Source organism: Aquabacterium sp. (genome assembly GCF_049317225.1).
Classification (GTDB): Bacteria; Pseudomonadota; Gammaproteobacteria; order Burkholderiales; family Burkholderiaceae_C; genus Aquabacterium.
Map to the genome: position 1 here is coordinate 37,421 of NZ_JBMOIR010000009.1, position 15,132 is coordinate 52,552.

A 15,132-nucleotide genomic window follows, 5' to 3' on the forward strand; every position below is an offset into this window, starting at 1 on the left:
ATCAGGTCGGCGTCAGCGCATTGATCAGGCCCATTTCCGAGCTGCTCATCAACGATTCGATGTCCATCAGGATCAGCAGTCGGTCGCTCACGTTGGCGATGCCCGTGATGTAGCTGGTATCGATCACCGAGTGGCTCATCTCCGGGGCTGGCTGAATCATTTGCTCGGACAACTGCATCACGTCGCTCACCGAGTCCACCACCGCACCCACGACGCGGCCTCGAACATTCAGCACGATCACGACGGTGAAGCTGTTGAAATCGGTTTGGCCCTCTTCGTTGACGCAGTTGAACTTCACGCGCAAGTCCACGATGGGGACGATCACGCCGCGCAGGTTGACCACGCCTTTCAGGTAGGCCGGTGCGTTGGCAATCTTTGTGGGGGGCTCGTAAGAGCGGATCTCCTGAACTTTCAGGATGTCGATGCCATATTCCTCGCTACCCAGGCGGAAGGTCAGGTACTCGCGACCGGCCGGTACATGACGCACCTGACGGTTGGGAGCATTGCGCATGGCCAGACCGGAAGGCTGCGACGAGGCGGTCTGTGTTTGGGGGGCTGCTGGTTGCAGGGCGTCCATGCTGATCCTCTTTGAGTCGTCAAGCGCCAATCGGGGCGCTCACCGTGGAGATTGTTCCCGCTTGGGATATCGGTCTTTCTGCGGAAAACTGAAGATTGGAATGTGAATTTGTTCTCGTCAATCAGAACCGGATACCGTACCAACCCAAGCCGATGCCCCAGGTCTTGCTTTGCGGTGTCGCGTTGGTTCGACCTGTGGTCAGGTCCAGACCCAATTGCTCGGGCAGGATCCAGTAGCGCACACCCGCGAACTGCGAAGCGGAAGTGTGGTTCAGCCCGGTGACTTCGCCAAAGACCATCCAGTGGTCGTCGGGCGTCCAGGCCAGTGCCACACCGTACGGGGTGTCGTGGTGCTTTTTCAGCTTGTCGTGACCGCGCCCAACGTTGATGTGCAAGGTCCATTCGTCGTTCAACTGACGTGTGGCCAGTAGCGAATAGGCTTCGGACACATGGCGCCAGTCGTCTCCGCTGGCTTTCTCCCAACCCATTCCGCCCTTGATGCCAAAGCGCCAGTCCTGCCAGGTGGCCCATTCGGGTGCCCACTTGAAACCCAGTGCACGGCCTTGCGGAATGTCGGACGAAGGTCGATTGGAGACAAACTCTGCGGCCACTTCCAAATCGTCCACGACGCCGCAGGTTGGGGCAACGTGGGTGCTGGACGCGCCAGCGTACTTGTCCACCCAGGCTTCAACGTGGCAAACGGCCTGCTTGTTGGCGCTCGCATCGTCCGTATTCAAGGGGCGGCCTGCATGCACCGCACTAACCTGAAACAACGCGGCCACACACACTGCCCAGCGCAGGCGCGTGATGACGGCACCCACATCGGGTTGGCAGGGGTGGTTCTGCATGACGTTCCTCGGTCGTTTGTTTTAATTCTCGATGGCTTCAGCCCGTGTTGGCGGGGATGCCGGCAGCTTCAGGTGTGGAAAACCGACATCGCCTGTGTCAGCTTCAGGGCTTGGTCCTTCAGGCTGGCTGCCGCAGCGGCAGATTCTTCCACCAAAGCAGCGTTTTGCTGCGTCATCTGATCCAGATTGGCCACAGCGTTGTTCACTTGGCTGATGCCCGAGCTTTGCTCGGTCGACGCCGTGGTGACTTCGCTGATGGTGTCAGACACACGCTGCACGCTGGCAATGATTTCCTGCATCGCGGCGCCAGCGTCATGAACCAGACGCGTGCCTGACTCGACCTTTTCGCTGGACGCCAGAATCAGTTGCTTGATTTCACGCGCTGCCGTGGCGCTGCGTTGCGCCAGGCTGCGAACCTCACCGGCCACCACCGCAAAGCCACGGCCTTGCTCGCCGGCCCGCGCAGCTTCCACCGCGGCATTCAGGGCCAGGATGTTGGTCTGGAAGGCGATGCCGTCAATCACACCAATGATGTCGTTGATGCGCTTGCTGGTGCTGTCGATCTCGCTCATGTTGGTGACCACTTCAGTCACGATGCTGTTGCCACGATGAGCGGCGTTCGCGGCTGTTTGAGCCAGGCTGTTGGCCTGCAGGGCCGATTCTGCGCTGTGTTGCACGGTGCCGGTGAGCTGATCCATCGAACTGGCGGTTTCTTGCAGACTCGAGGCCGTGTTCTCCGTGCGAGCCGACAAATCCATGTTGCCGCTGGCAATTTCGTTGGAGGCGGTAGAGATGGAGTCAGCCGAGATGCGAACGTCGGTGACGATGGTTCGCAGGGCCTCTTGCATGCGCATCAGCGCGCGCAGCAGCACGGCCGGCTCGTCAGATCCGCCCAGGAAGGCCTCGTTACGCAAGTTGCCGGACGCGATGGCATCGGCCATCTGCTGTGCCTCGTCAATCGGGCGGCAGATACAGATCATGTTCATAATGGTCAGGGGTGCCACGATCAGAATCGAGATCACCACAGCCGCCAGGAACATGTAGATGGTGTTGCGGACGTTGCCTTGCTGCTCATCTGCAGCAGAGCTTTGTTCCTCGCCCATGACCTTGTCGATGGCCTCCATGCTGGCATCGAAAGCGTCAGCCACCTTCATCTGCGGTGCCAGGCGTGTCAGTGCGTCCTGACTGGACAAGGCGCCAGAGGCCAGCTCCGGAAACGCCGCTTCCATGGCGCGCTGGTACTCACCCATCTGGGACAAGACCTTGCGAACAATGACGTTGTCTTCGTCTTCTTCGCCGTCCAGCATCTGCTTTGCTGTCTTCTGGAACTGATCCAGCGCATCGCGCCAACCGTTGGCCTCAGATTGAACGGCCGAGCCATTGCCAGCAAACAACAGCGCATTCTTCTCATGCTTGCGCATGTGTCCCAGGGCCTCTCTCATGCGGGACAAGTCGCCGGTTTCGGCGAAGTGCCCGAGTCGGTACGCATCATTGGTGTTCTGGTTGTGAATCAGCCCGTACAGGCCAACTCCCCCCACAAGCAGCAGCAGTGATAGAACGACTGCAATGGCGCTGTACATCCGAAACCGGATTGTGAACGCACGCATCAAGGAGAACATGTTCATGGGCGACAAACTCGAAGTTGTTCGGACCGAGGCGTAATGCATGACATAAAAGGCATTGCGTAACACCGTTGGACAACGGTGGTTTCGGCTAGGTTTGTCCCAGCTTGAGGATTTTTGTTTTCCAAGGCGAAAAAAAACCGGTCAACGCTGCGGCGTGACCGGTTTTCATGGGGTGATCGTGCGATCAGACGTTGAACAGGAAGTTCAGCACGTCACCGTCTTTGACGATGTATTCCTTGCCTTCTGCCCGCATCTTGCCTGCGTCCTTTGCGCCGGCTTCGCCTTTGAACTGAATGAAGTCGTCAAAGGCAATGGTTTGGGCGCGGATGAAGCCGCGTTCAAAGTCGGTGTGGATCACGCCGGCAGCCTGCGGTGCAGTGGCACCCACGGGCACGGTCCAGGCGCGCACTTCCTTCACACCTGCGGTGAAATAGGTCTGCAGACCCAGCAGCTTGAAGCCCGCACGGATCAGACGGTTCAGGCCGGGTTCGTCTTGGCCCATCTCGGCCAGGAACATGGCGCGGTCTTCATCGTCCATTTCCGACAACTCGGCCTCGGTTTTGGCACAAATGGCCACCACCGGTGCGTTCTGACCTGCGGCGTAGTCCTTCAGGCGGTCCAGCAGCGGGTTGTTCTCAAAGCCGCTCTCGTCCACGTTGCCCACGAACATGGCGGGCTTGGCTGTGATCAGGCACAGGGGCTTCAGCAGGGCGCGCTCTTCTTTGCTGAAGTCAATCGTGCGCACAGGCTTCACCTGGTCCAGGGCATCCTTGCACTTCTCCAGGATCTTGCACAGCGCTTGCGATTCCTTGTCGCCGGCACGGGCCGTCTTCTGGCTGCGAATCAGGGCCTTTTCCACGCTCGACAAGTCGGCCAGGCACAACTCGGTCTGAATGACTTCGATGTCGGCGATCGGGTCAACCTTGCCCGCCACGTGGATCACGTTGGCATCTTCAAAGCAACGCACCACGTTGACGATGGCGTCGGTCTCGCGGATGTGGGCCAGAAACTGGTTGCCCAAGCCTTCACCCTTCGATGCGCCAGCCACCAGGCCGGCGATGTCCACGAACTCAACGATGGCCGGCAGGATGCGCTCAGGCTTGACGATTTCAGCCAGCTGATTCAGGCGGGGATCCGGCACCTCGACCACGCCCACGTTGGGCTCGATGGTGCAGAAGGGGTAGTTTTCAGCGGCGATGCCAGCCTTGGTCAACGCGTTGAAGAGGGTGGATTTGCCAACGTTGGGCAAACCCACGATGCCGCACTTGAGGCTCATGGAAATTCCTTGTGAATCAATCACTTACGTTGCCATTTCGCCCAAGGCGGGCGTGGCCGAAGTGCCTGATCTGGTGTGTCGGGGCCGGGCAGACAAAACAACGGCTCAAAGTCGCTTTGCGACCCTGTCGCAGAGAGTTTTGTGCCAGTTCTGTTCCGGTGAATAGGTGGCAATTGTAATGACCCGCAGGGCACTTCTATTGAGAACGGCGGCGGCCAACCGTCGAATCCTTCGTGAGGCGCTGTCCTGATATTCCGATTTCCTTTGTCAACCAATCATAAATGTGTGAAATGCACATTTATGATTGGGGGTGTTAAATCTCAAGTGATCAGTCGTGGACACATCTTCCAACTCCTTGCGTTCAGAGCAGCAGGCCTTGCTTGGTGCCTTGTCGCATTTGCTGGAACCCCTGGCGGCGTTGTGTTTGGCCAAGGGGGTTTCCGTTCAGTCAGCAGAGGAGTTGCTGAGACAGTCGTACGTGAAAGCTGCACGTCACGCATGTGGGGCAGGGCGGTCGGATCGCCTGACCAGTCGCATCAGCACCATGACCGGCTTGACGCGCCGCGAGGTGGCTCGAATCGAGTCGCTGGAAAAGGCGCAGTTGCCCGCAACTCGTTCAGCCGCAACCGACTTGTTGACGCAGTGGGCCAGTCAACCTGCCTACACCAATGGTCATTTGCGACCGATCCGGTTGCCCAGGCAGGGCGCAGAACCCAGTTTTGACGCCTTGGCCCGCCAAGTGACGCAGGATGTGCATCCACGCACCTTGCTGGAGGAAATGATCCGACTGAAGTTGGTGACGCACGATGCCGCCACTGACACCGTGTCTTTGCTGGAGGACACCTTCGTTCCCCGTGGCAATTGGCCGGAGATGGTGGGTCACCTCGGGCGCAACGTTGGAGATCACTTGCAGGCTGCGGTCACGAATGTGCTGGGGCAAGGCAATGAGCATTTCGAGCAGGCCTTGCTGGCCGATGAGTTGTCGAGTCAAGCCATTCAGGAAGCGCGGCAACTGATTGCCAACGAATGGCGACACCTCATGACCAGTCTGGGGCCGCAGTTGCAAGCCTTGATGGATGCAGATCGCGCTGCCGGACGAGCACAAGACCAGGCTGTACGCATCGGCCTGTATTCCTGGGCGCATCCCATGTTCCCCGTTCCCTCTCCAGTCTCCGAAGAAAGCACAACATGAAACCTGTCCAGTCGGTCCAATCCGTCTCTCGTCGAACGGCTTTGCTGACCATGGTTGGCGCTGTGGCGCAATTTGCTGGCTGCGGTGGTGGAGACGGCAATGTGGCCGGGCTCAGTAGCGGAGGAACCGGGTCGTTCAGCGGCGGGACGGTCAATGGCTTGGGATCCATCATCGTGAATGGCATTCGCTATGACGACAGCGCGGCCACCGTGACACGCTATGACGGTCGCAGCGACTCCAGTGCCAATTTGCGTGTGGGGATGGTGGTATTCATTCAGGGCTCGGCGGTGACGCCGGCGACCAGGGTGGGCGGGACACCCACTGCAAAGGCTTATCGCATCAGCTATGGCGAAGAGTGGCGTGGACCTGTCGATGCCACCAGCAGCAACGGGCTCAGTGTGTTGGGTCAAAGCGTGGATGTGCTGTCAACCACCGTGTTCGATGGCGTCGTCAGCATCTTGGCAGACGTGACAACTGCGCACTTTGTCGAGGTGTATGGCTATGTCGACCCCAGCAGCGGGCGCTTGCAGGCGACGCGTGTGGAAGTCTCTGCGACGCAACCGAGCACGTACCGACTCAGCGGCAGCATCCGCAATCTCGACACCAGTGCGCGTACGTTCGGGCTGGGCTCTGTAGTCATTCACTACGACGATGCCACGACCAAACCGGCGCTGTTGAGCAATGGGCAGCTTGTTGGGGTGGTTCTGCCTGCGCAGCAGCCGGTCAACTGGACCGCGACGCGCATCGAGGCGCAGTTTCAGCCGGTCGCCAGCTTGCAGGTCTCGGACAAGGATGAGGCGGAGATCCACGGTGTGGTGACCTCGGGGTCGACCACGCTGTTCAACGTCAATGGCGTTCAGGTAGATGCCTCGTCGGCCGTGATCTCTAACGGGACGGTCGCAGTGGGTGTCACCGTAGAGGTCGAAGGCACGGTCCGAAATGGGGTTGTTGTGGCCAGCAAGGTGAAGGTCGAGACCGAAGCTGAGTTGGACGCCCAGGAATTCGAGTTCCACGGGACCTTCAGTGCGCTCGATACGGTTGCACGCACCTTCGTGCTGAAGGGCTACCGCTTTACCTACGACAACCAGACCGAGTTTGGCGGGGTCAATTGGGCCACGAACCCGACCCCGTCTTACATCGAAGTGAAAGCCGTCTTGAACACCGATGGCAGTTGGCGTGCGACGCAAATCGAAGCCGACAACGATTGATTTCTTTCCCCTTAACCAGGAGCGACCATGAAGTACACAGGTTCGATTCAACTGAGCGCGATGCAGCGCTGGCGTCTGGCGGCGCCATGGCTGGTCAGCGCGATGCTCGCTGCCTGTGGCGGCGGTGGAGGGGGCGGCAGCAGCGCGTCGGCTTCCTTGAGTGGTGTGGCGGTGGATGGCTACCTGCAAGGCGCAACGGTGTTTCTGGATGTCAATCGCAACGGCATCTTGGATGCTGGTGAACCCAGCACCACAACCGATGCAAATGGCCGCTACACCTTGGACTACAGCAGCGTGTCCAGTTCAGTGAAAGGTTTACCGATTGTCGTCACCGGCGGCATCGACTCCGATACGGGTTATGCATTTGCCGGTCGCCTCTCTGCGCCGGTCGATCTGGCGGCCTCTGCACAAGTGGTCTCACCACTGACTTCGTTGGTCGATGCCTTGGTGGCGCAGGGGGCTGCGACCGATGCTGCAGCGGCCCGTGCCATGGTGGCCTCTGCATTGGGCTTGAGTGCTGCTGACTTGTTGAAGGATCCCGTTGCAGCCATTGCCAACCAACCTGCCATTTATGCACAGCAAGTTGCATTGCAGCGTGCAGTACAAATGCTGGCCAGCGCGAATGCCGAGCCCAACGAGTCCGCCCATGATGCGCAAGAGCGCGTGATCAAGGCCCTTGCCGTAGCGATTCGCGCTCAGACCAGTGCGGTCAGTGTGGGGCAGTTGGTGTCAGGGATCGCCAGCGGTCAGATGAAAGAAACCGAGGCAGGGCGCAAATTGGCAGAGGCTGTGCAAGAAACGGTTCAATCGGCACTTGGTCAGGTGGATGGGCGCAATCAAGCCAAGGCTGTATTGAAGGCCATGGATCAGCTGCGTCATCAGATGGAAAGCAGTGGTGACTACGACCTGACCCATGCCGCAGCGCGCCTGGATGGCGACTACGGGCTGTCAACCAGCGCACCCTTCACCAAACTGACCAATACCAGTCACACGGACGATGGGGATGGCATCAAGACGGTGAACAACCTGTTCAAGCCATCTACGACCGTCACGCAGCCTGCCAACACGAACGGGCGCTTGCTGGCATCGAACTGTTTCCAATGCCATGGGACTGGAGGCGTCGGTGGCTTCGACAGCATTCGTGGTTCGTCAGCGGCCGAGGTCAAGGAGTTTCTGACCAAGGCACCTCGAAGCAACATCATGGCGGCACACGCTCAGGGCTACACCAGTGCCCAGTTGGATGCAGTCATCGCGTACCTGAAGCAATAAGCCCGGAGACCACCATGAGCAATTCCCATACGAATCTGACTTCTCGTCGCCGTTGGCTGGCACTTGCCACCGCTGCAATCGGTGCGGGTCTGATGCCCATCCTCGGCCGTGCCGATGACGATGCAGAGAGCCACGATGCGCTCGATGTGGAAGATCATTTTGGCGACAGTGCCAACACCACGTTCACGTTGGCCAATACTGGCCTGAGTGCGAACATTGTGGTCGTGGGCGGCGGCATGGCCGGCGCCACCGCCGCAAAGTATTTGCGCCTGTGGGGCGGGGCAGGGGTCAAGGTCACACTGGTCGAACCCAACGCGCTCTACACCTCGAACATCATGAGCAACATGGTGCTCAATGGTCGTCGCACAGTGAGCAGCCTGGGCTACAACTACAACGGCTTGACCACGAAATACGGCGTGACACTCAAACAGGCGTCGCTTGTCTCGATCGACAAAAGCGCGAAGCAGATCACGTTGTCTGACGGTAGCAACCTGCCGTATGACCGCTTGATCCTGGCGCCCGGCATCGAATTCATTGACGCCTACGGACTGACGCAGCAGGACTACGACGCGCGTACGCCGCATGCTTGGCAAGCCGGGCCGCAGACGACGCTGCTGGCAACGCAGTTGGCGGGCATGACGTCATCCGGGGTGTTTGTGATGACGATCCCGAAGTCGCCATACCGCTGCCCTCCTGGGCCATATGAGCGTGCTTGTCTGGTCGCTGATTTCTTGAAGACCCGTGCTGGTGGCAGTACGTCCAAGGTCATCGTCTTGGACGAGAACGTCGAGAAGGTTGCGGGCAATCCATACAGCGCCATTCAGGCTGAAGTTGAAAACTTCACGCAAGCGTTCCAAGTGACCCATGGCGGCGTCATCGACTACCGTTCTGGCGTCAAGAGCATTCAAATCAACCCCAACACCAAGGTTGTGACGTATCTAGATGCGCAAAATGCGTCGCAGAGCATTGAGGCAGAAGTGGTCAATCCCATTGTTCCCCAGCGGGCGAGGGGCGGTGGCGCCGGCGGTTGGCTGACCACAACTGGTCTGACCAACAGCAAGGACAGCAGCGGTGCGGCAGATAACCGCTGGTGCGTCGTGAATGTCTTGAGCTTCGAGTCCACGGCATCTGGTGCAGCGGGCATTCACGTGCTGGGCGATGCGGCCAGTTGCGGATTGCCCAAGGCTGGTCACGTCGCCAACCAAGAAGCCAAAATCTGCGCAGATGCCATTGTTCGCTTGTTGGGTGGTCAGCAGCCTGATCCCGCACCGGTTGCCAACTCGGCTTGCTTCTCCCCGATCACGGCGAGCACGGCATCCTGGCTGACGGCCGTCTACCAGTACGACAGCACCACACAAAAACTGGTGGTTGCCAACAACGGTGGATCGACCTCCGGCGCCAGCCCCACCGAGGCCTCTGCGCCGTCCGCAGAGAACTTCAATCAGATGAACACTTGGTTCAATACCTTGATGGGGGATAGCTTTGCTTGATTGGCGATACCCTGGCGCGTGAGCCGGGGACACAGAAGGTCACTTCATTTGATCCCCGTTCAGCCAGATCGGGGAATTCATATTAGATTACCCACTTGCCTGTCTGGCTTCGGTCGGACAGGCTTTCTGTTGACTTTCTGTGGGTTGAGTGAATGAGTGCCAAGGGTTTTGATGTCTGTGTCAGCGGTTCCGGTGCGGTGGCCATGAGCTTGGCATTGGCCCTGTCCGCCGAAGGCTGGCACGTGGCTTGGTCTCGTGCGCCTGAATCGAGCAAGCCTCAGCAAGCCGATGTACGCACCTATGCCCTGAACGCTCGCGCCATTGCGCTGCTGGAACGGTTGCGCGTGTGGCCTGCGTTGAAGACATTTGCCTCGCCAGTCTATGAAATGGCCATCCAGGGGGACGCGGGCGGTGCCATGACGTTCTCCGCATGGCAGCAAAAAGTGACCGAGCTGACCTGGATCGTCGATGCAGCGGCCCTAGAGCGTCTGCTGAACGACGCGCTGCGCTTCGCGCCGCGTGTGGAAGTGGTGTTGCCCTTGTCCGAGCAGGGCGTGCCGCCGGTGAAGGCTTCGTTGTTGGCCATTTGCGAAGGCAAACACTCTGGCACGCGCGCTGCACTGGGGGTGGAGTTTTCACGCAAGGAATATGGCCACTGGGGTGTGGCGACGCGGCTGAAGGCCGCTCGCCCGCACAACGGCGTGGCGCGGCAATGGTTCCGTTCCCCCGATATCCTGGCGTTGTTGCCTTTCAATCAGCCAGACCCCGAGGCGTCTTACGGCCTGGTCTGGTCCGTGCCACAGGATCGGGCTCGCCACCTGCAGTCCTTGACGCCCGAAGACTTTGCCGTCGAACTCAACGATGCCATTCGACAGTCTGATGCCGCTGCCGCCGACCTGGTTGGCGAGTTGACGGTCGAGGCGCCCATTGCAGCTTGGCCACTGGCTTTGGCGCAAGCCGATCGCTGGACCGGTGCTGGTTGGGTCTTGTTGGGCGACGCTGCACATCAAGTGCATCCGCTGGCAGGGCAGGGCCTCAACTTGGGCTTGGCGGACGTGGACACCTTGGTTGAAGTGCTGCGTGAGGCCAAACTCAAAGAGCCCTGGCGCCAGGCAGGTGACGAGCGCATCCTCAGCCGTTATGTGCGCCGTCGACAGTGGCCGACACAAGCCATGTCTGGCCTGACAGACGGTTTGCTGCACCTGTTCGCCGACGAGCGTGTGCCTTTGAAGGATGTGCGTAACCTGGGCATGAGTCTGGTTGAGCGTCTAGGGCCCGTCAAGCAATGGCTTGTCGGTCGCGCCTTCGACGCGTGAGCCGTTTCCTTTCTCCATCTCTCTGGATCATTCATGTCACGTTTTTTGCGCAGCTTGCTGCCTTTGACCCTGAGCCTGATGTGTGCCGGTGGGGCGTTGGCGCAAACCGAACTGAGCGCTGCACAGGTCAGCGCACTCAAACAAAAGCTGGCGCAGCGCATGCCGCATCTGCCGCCACTGGAGTCCGCGCGCACCAGTCCCATCAATGGCTTGATCGAACTGAAGGCTGGCAGCAGCATCTTCTATAGCGATCCCAATGGCGAGTACCTTATCGAAGGTCAGATGGTGGAGTCGCGCTCGCAGCGCAACCTGACCGAAGAACGCCTGGACGAAATCAACAAGGTTGATTTCTCGACCCTGCCGTTCAAAGACGCGCTGGTCTGGCGTAACGGCTCTGGCAAGCGCCGACTGGTCGTGTTTGCCGATCCCAACTGTGGTTATTGCAAGCAGCTGGAACGCGAGATCCAGCAACTCAAGGATGTGACGGTCTACACCTTCATGATCCCGATTCTGGGTGGCGACTCTCGCGCCAAGGCCGAAGCCATCTGGTGTGCGAAGGATCGCACTCAGGCCTGGTTGGACTGGATGCTCGAGGGTGTGCCGCCGCAACGCGCATTGGGCATGTGTGGCGCCACGATTCAGCGTAATCTTGCCCTGTCTCAGAGCCTGCGCGTGTCGGGTACCCCTGCGCTTTTCTTTGAGGACGGCTCAAGGCTGCCCTCCGCAGCCAAGGCGGCCATGCTGGAGCAGCGTCTGCGGCGAGCCTCTGCCAAATAATGGGTCAAGGGCTGGTGGTGGCGGGCGCCTTTTTGGGTGCATCGTCTGCCGCCATCTGCGGTGCGCTCTTGAGCTTCATGTCCATGAAGGTCTTCTCATCCAGTCGAACCAAGATGCGCACCGGCAGATACTGCAAGCCTGGCGCGACCCAAATGTCGGCAGGCAAGCTGCCTGCGTCAGCTGATTCGGGTCGTCTGGGCTTGATGTGGATGGTCGGGATCTGACCGATCGGGGTGTTCAGAATCTCTTCGCCCACCACGTCATAAGCCAGCATTTCAGCCAGTTTGAGGTTCACCAGTGGAATCTCGATGGTCTTGCCAGTGGTCAGCAAATCAGGGTTCAAAATGAAACGGTAGGCCAGTTGAATCAACTGACTGGCCGGATCCTGAACCCCTTTGGCTCGCGGAACCCGCTTGCCTTTTTCCATGACGACTTCGTCATCCAGCAACTGCACCATGCGCGGCGCACTGGTGCTGATCAACAGCCGGTTGACGTGCTCATAGCGTTGTGGATACAGCCCGTCTGGGCGGATCTCTCCCTCGCTGGTCAATCGCCAGGATCCAAGGGGGGCAAAGGATGGCCCCAGGCTGGCATCGACGTGGACTTGATAGCGTTTGTCCTGCCGAATCCATTCGACCGATGCCTGTCCGTAAATGGGTCCGCGGTAATAGCCTTCCAGGCTGAAGTTCACCTTGGTGGCTTTGGGCCAGACGAACACTGGCGTGGCAGGCTTGGCCTGACTGGCGCTGGCGAATGCAGCGGGGGCAGATGCTGCAGGCGTGGGTGTGGATGCTGCCTGTGCGACATCCTGCGCGGCAGACGCGGGAGTGCTGGCGGCTTCTGCCAGTTGCGGTGCTGAGGCTGATTCGTCCGGTGCAGATGCTTTCGACGCCGCAACCTCTGCCGCACGAGGCTTGCGGGCTTTGTGCTTGACGGGGTTGACTCCTCCTGCCGTCACAGGCGCCACAACCGCGGCTGCGCGAGGCGCTTGCGTGAGTTTCAGTTCACGCACATAAGTGGCCTCCATGCGCTTGATGCCTGGTTGGTCAGGCGATAGCTCGTCCATCTGTGTGGCAACTTCATTTGTGAGCAACAAATGTGCGAGCGTGACGAAAGCAGTCAACCCAGCGAGCCAGCGCATGCGACGTCGTGTGATCATGCGTGGAGCCAAACCCGTCGGGACTGCAGTGCCGCGTTGCTTGCCTGAGAGGACGCAGCCAACGAAATGATGACACTTTGAGGTGTCGCCAACTGGATGATGGTCTGGCGCCCCTTTGATGCACGTGCTGGTTGCTGCGCATCCAGCGCAGGCAAGGTCAATGTGAGCACGCGCTGATCTCTGCTGACCAGCAAAGGCTGTGCATGCCGGTTGCTGTGCCATTGAGTCAGATCGTCTGGGCGCTTGATGCGCCAGCCATCCAGTGCCAACAACTCGTCTCCTGCACTCAAACCGGCTTGCTCAGCAACGCTGCCATGCATGACGGCTTGCACCTTGACCGCGCCGGATACGTCGCCGATGCGCGCGCCCAGTCTCTGCGCAAGTGGCGCAGACTTGGCTGCGTAGTCCACCCCGTGTGCTCGCAACAGGCTTTCCAGTGGCAAATCCTGGCACCCTTCCGCCCACTCTTGCAGCAGTTGAGCCCAGTCCGTGGCATCTTGGCCAGCCGCTGAGTGTGCCGCTGCAGGCACCGGAGCCGAGCAGGCTTCTGCGGTCAGCGCCGCTGCCACGTCGGCGTGGATGATGGGGCGCCCCAATTGCCACAAGCGCTGCATGACGCCGTCCAGCGACGGCTGCTTGCCCTCGATTTCCGGTAGCAACCTCAGAGCCAAATCCAGAGCCAAGGCAATCAGCGCACCCTTGGTGTAGTAGCTGACCGTGGCGTTGGCGGTGTTCTCGTCCTGTCGGTAGTAGCGCGTCCAGGCATCAAAGCTCGCTTGCGCTGCGCTGTACTGCAAGCGCCCCGGCGTGTTATGAACCTGATTGATGGTCTTGGCCAGCAACTTCAGATACGTGCTGGCATCAATCAACCGGGTACGAAGCAAGAACTGGTCGTCGTAGTACGACGTGAACCCCTCAAAAAACCACAGCATGCGAGTGTGGGTCTCTTGGGTGTAGTCATATGGCACAAACTCGACCGGCTTCAGACGCTTGACGTTCCAAGTGTGGAAGTACTCGTGACTGATTAAGCCCAAAAGGGTGGTGTAGCTGTCTTGGTTGATCGGCCGTCCCAGGCGGGGCACATCTCGGCGTCCACAAATCAGTGCTGTGCTTTGGCGATGTTCAAGCCCCCCGTAGCCATCGTCGACCACATTCAACATGAACACATAGTGTTTGAAGTCGGGCTTTCGCCGGGCGCCATGCCAAAAAGCAATCTGGGCCTCGCAAATTTTCCGGGTGTCATCCAGCAGCTTTTGGCCGTCAAAGTCGGATGTCGCTCCGGCGACGACAAACTCATGGCGTACACCGCGCACCGTGAACTCGCCTTGCCAGAATGTGCCCATCTCCACGGGGTGATCGACCAGCGCGTCATAGTCTGGTGCCTCGTAGTCGCCCACGCCTTGTGCATTGACCTTCAGCGCAGGCAAGGCGGTGGCCACGCGCCAGCCCTTGGGTAGACCGCAGATCTTGACGCGTTGTGGATGATCCTCGAATCCTTCTGCCTTGAGGAACACACTGGTGCCATTGAAAAACCCCCGCGATGCGTCCAGAAAGGCCGCTCGGACAGAGGTATCAAAGGCATACACCTCGTATTGAACCGTGACAGCCGCAGCGCCTTGTGTGTCCAGCTGCCAACTGGCCTTGTCCACCGGGATCACACCAATCGATTGCCCCCCCTGCGTGGCACGCAGCGGAGACAAGTGCCTGGCAAACTCGCGAACCAGGTAGCTACCAGGAATCCATACTGGCAAACTCAGACGCTGCGCAACTTGCGGACGGGCAATGCGCAACGTGACGAGAAAACGATGGGCGTGAGCGTCGGCGACTTCAATGCGGTAGTCGATCATGGGCAGGCGACGAGGTCGTGAGCAATCAGATCTGTGCGGCGGCCAGGAAGCAGCACAAGCTGGCCACCACAGTCAGGCGGAAGCGCAAAGTCAGCCACCCTGCAACACCCAATTCTGGATAGCGCTTGCGATCAAACAGATAGCATGCGATCAAGACGAAGCCCATGGCTGCCAACCCAGCGTGGGGTGGCATGAGAACCGTCAGCCACGCAAAAAGCGAGTAGCCAATGCCAGTCCACAGGGCGCGCTTGTATTCGACGTGTTCGGGCTCTGGCGTGTTGGACTGCCACATGACCAGTCCCCAATGCAAGCCGCCCAGGAAAGACACCACCATGGCGGCGTAGCAAGTCAGGCCCCGGACCACAAAGATGAATGGAGTCTCATCAATCCGACCGACCAGCAGCCAGATGAACAAGGCGCCACCAATGAAGGGCAACAGCCCAAGGTAACCCAGGCGTCGCGCCAATTGACCGGGCTCGGCGTGGTGGTGGATGGACAGGCGAGGGGCGGTGTGGGTAGACATCAGGAGCAGGGCTCGAAGTGGCGTGC

At 59.5% G+C, this 15,132-nt stretch carries 13 protein-coding genes; 6 read left to right on the forward strand and 7 right to left on the reverse strand.

The genetic code is table 11. The features are described 5' to 3' along the window. Position 1 precedes the first annotated feature (1 nt). The 4 genes from ACOYNB_RS07995 to ychF all read right to left on the reverse strand — a co-directional run bounded on the left by ACOYNB_RS07995 (position 2) and on the right by ychF (position 4,325). Positions 2 to 577 carry a chemotaxis protein CheW gene (locus tag ACOYNB_RS07995; RefSeq protein WP_374255237.1) on the reverse strand — a complete coding sequence of 192 codons (576 nt, stop codon included), beginning with the start codon at positions 575 to 577 and terminating at the stop codon, positions 2 to 4. A gap of 121 nt (positions 578 to 698) precedes the next feature. Continuing rightward, entirely contained in the window at positions 699 to 1,424 is a 726-nt protein-coding gene (locus tag ACOYNB_RS08000; protein ID WP_422838578.1) for a hypothetical protein, read from the reverse strand. A 68-nt stretch (positions 1,425 to 1,492) separates the two neighbouring features. Continuing rightward, positions 1,493 to 3,049: a methyl-accepting chemotaxis protein gene (locus tag ACOYNB_RS08005; RefSeq protein ID WP_422838579.1), complete on the reverse strand. Its 1,557-nt coding sequence runs from the start codon at positions 3,047 to 3,049 to the stop codon at positions 1,493 to 1,495. Between the two features lie 184 nt (positions 3,050 to 3,233). Continuing rightward, complete coding sequence (gene ychF, locus ACOYNB_RS08010; RefSeq protein ID WP_422838580.1) at positions 3,234 to 4,325, reverse strand: redox-regulated ATPase YchF; 1,092 nt, start codon at positions 4,323 to 4,325, stop codon at positions 3,234 to 3,236. A 334-nt stretch (positions 4,326 to 4,659) separates the two neighbouring features. Here ychF and ACOYNB_RS08015 point away from each other — a divergent pair, with 334 nt between their 5' ends. The 6 genes from ACOYNB_RS08015 (at position 4,660) to ACOYNB_RS08040 (ending at position 11,577) form a co-directional block, all read left to right on the forward strand. Then, positions 4,660 to 5,517, forward strand: coding sequence for a DUF6502 family protein (locus tag ACOYNB_RS08015; protein WP_422838581.1), 858 nt, complete (start codon positions 4,660 to 4,662; stop codon positions 5,515 to 5,517). Beyond that, positions 5,514 to 6,725, forward strand: a complete 1,212-nt coding sequence (locus ACOYNB_RS08020) for a DUF5666 domain-containing protein (protein WP_422838582.1) — start codon at positions 5,514 to 5,516, stop codon at positions 6,723 to 6,725. Before ACOYNB_RS08015 ends, ACOYNB_RS08020 begins: the two co-directional genes overlap by 4 nt. Positions 6,726 to 6,752: 27 nt before the next feature. Then, positions 6,753 to 7,994, forward strand: coding sequence for a c-type cytochrome (locus ACOYNB_RS08025; RefSeq protein WP_422838583.1), 1,242 nt, complete (start codon positions 6,753 to 6,755; stop codon positions 7,992 to 7,994). 14 nt (positions 7,995 to 8,008) lie between these two features. Then, the gene (locus tag ACOYNB_RS08030; RefSeq protein ID WP_422838584.1) at positions 8,009 to 9,484 is read left to right on the forward strand and encodes an FAD-dependent oxidoreductase; all 1,476 of its coding nucleotides are present in this window, start codon (positions 8,009 to 8,011) and stop codon (positions 9,482 to 9,484) included. Positions 9,485 to 9,636: 152 nt separating this feature from the next. Then, entirely contained in the window at positions 9,637 to 10,800 is a 1,164-nt protein-coding gene (locus tag ACOYNB_RS08035; protein WP_422838585.1) for an FAD-dependent monooxygenase, read from the forward strand. A 33-nt stretch (positions 10,801 to 10,833) separates the two neighbouring features. Next, the gene (locus ACOYNB_RS08040; protein WP_422838586.1) at positions 10,834 to 11,577 is read left to right on the forward strand and encodes a DsbC family protein; all 744 of its coding nucleotides are present in this window, start codon (positions 10,834 to 10,836) and stop codon (positions 11,575 to 11,577) included. A 4-nt stretch (positions 11,578 to 11,581) separates the two neighbouring features. Here ACOYNB_RS08040 and ACOYNB_RS08045 read toward each other — a convergent pair whose 3' ends face one another. The 3 genes from ACOYNB_RS08045 to ACOYNB_RS08055 all read right to left on the reverse strand — a co-directional run bounded on the left by ACOYNB_RS08045 (position 11,582) and on the right by ACOYNB_RS08055 (position 15,106). Further along, complete coding sequence (locus tag ACOYNB_RS08045) at positions 11,582 to 12,643, reverse strand: DUF3108 domain-containing protein (RefSeq protein WP_422838587.1); 1,062 nt, start codon at positions 12,641 to 12,643, stop codon at positions 11,582 to 11,584. A gap of 89 nt (positions 12,644 to 12,732) precedes the next feature. Next, the gene (locus tag ACOYNB_RS08050; RefSeq protein WP_422838588.1) at positions 12,733 to 14,583 is read right to left on the reverse strand and encodes a M61 family metallopeptidase; all 1,851 of its coding nucleotides are present in this window, start codon (positions 14,581 to 14,583) and stop codon (positions 12,733 to 12,735) included. Between the two features lie 25 nt (positions 14,584 to 14,608). After that, a complete protein-coding gene (locus ACOYNB_RS08055) occupies positions 14,609 to 15,106 on the reverse strand; it encodes a DUF3429 domain-containing protein (protein ID WP_374255250.1) in 498 nt (165 codons plus the stop codon). Positions 15,107 to 15,132: the final 26 nt, after the last annotated feature.

Excerpts from the sequence above, each read along its gene's own strand:
- ACOYNB_RS08050 (WP_422838588.1), bottom strand. The coding sequence starts at position 14,583 with ATGATCGACTACCGCATTGAAGTCGCCGACGCTCACGCCCATCGTTTT.
- ACOYNB_RS08055 (WP_374255250.1), bottom strand. The coding sequence starts at position 15,106 with ATGTCTACCCACACCGCCCCTCGCCTGTCCATCCACCACCACGCCGAG.
- ACOYNB_RS08045 (WP_422838587.1), bottom strand. The coding sequence starts at position 12,643 with ATGGACGAGCTATCGCCTGACCAACCAGGCATCAAGCGCATGGAGGCC.
- ACOYNB_RS08025 (WP_422838583.1), top strand. The coding sequence starts at position 6,753 with ATGAAGTACACAGGTTCGATTCAACTGAGCGCGATGCAGCGCTGGCGT.
- ACOYNB_RS08000 (WP_422838578.1), bottom strand. The coding sequence starts at position 1,424 with ATGCAGAACCACCCCTGCCAACCCGATGTGGGTGCCGTCATCACGCGC.
- ACOYNB_RS08030 (WP_422838584.1), top strand. The coding sequence starts at position 8,009 with ATGAGCAATTCCCATACGAATCTGACTTCTCGTCGCCGTTGGCTGGCA.
- ACOYNB_RS08040 (WP_422838586.1), top strand. The coding sequence starts at position 10,834 with ATGTCACGTTTTTTGCGCAGCTTGCTGCCTTTGACCCTGAGCCTGATG.
- ACOYNB_RS08020 (WP_422838582.1), top strand. The coding sequence starts at position 5,514 with ATGAAACCTGTCCAGTCGGTCCAATCCGTCTCTCGTCGAACGGCTTTG.
- ACOYNB_RS08005 (WP_422838579.1), bottom strand. The coding sequence starts at position 3,049 with ATGAACATGTTCTCCTTGATGCGTGCGTTCACAATCCGGTTTCGGATG.
- ychF (WP_422838580.1), bottom strand. The coding sequence starts at position 4,325 with ATGAGCCTCAAGTGCGGCATCGTGGGTTTGCCCAACGTTGGCAAATCC.
- ACOYNB_RS07995 (WP_374255237.1), bottom strand. The coding sequence starts at position 577 with ATGGACGCCCTGCAACCAGCAGCCCCCCAAACACAGACCGCCTCGTCG.
- ACOYNB_RS08035 (WP_422838585.1), top strand. The coding sequence starts at position 9,637 with ATGAGTGCCAAGGGTTTTGATGTCTGTGTCAGCGGTTCCGGTGCGGTG.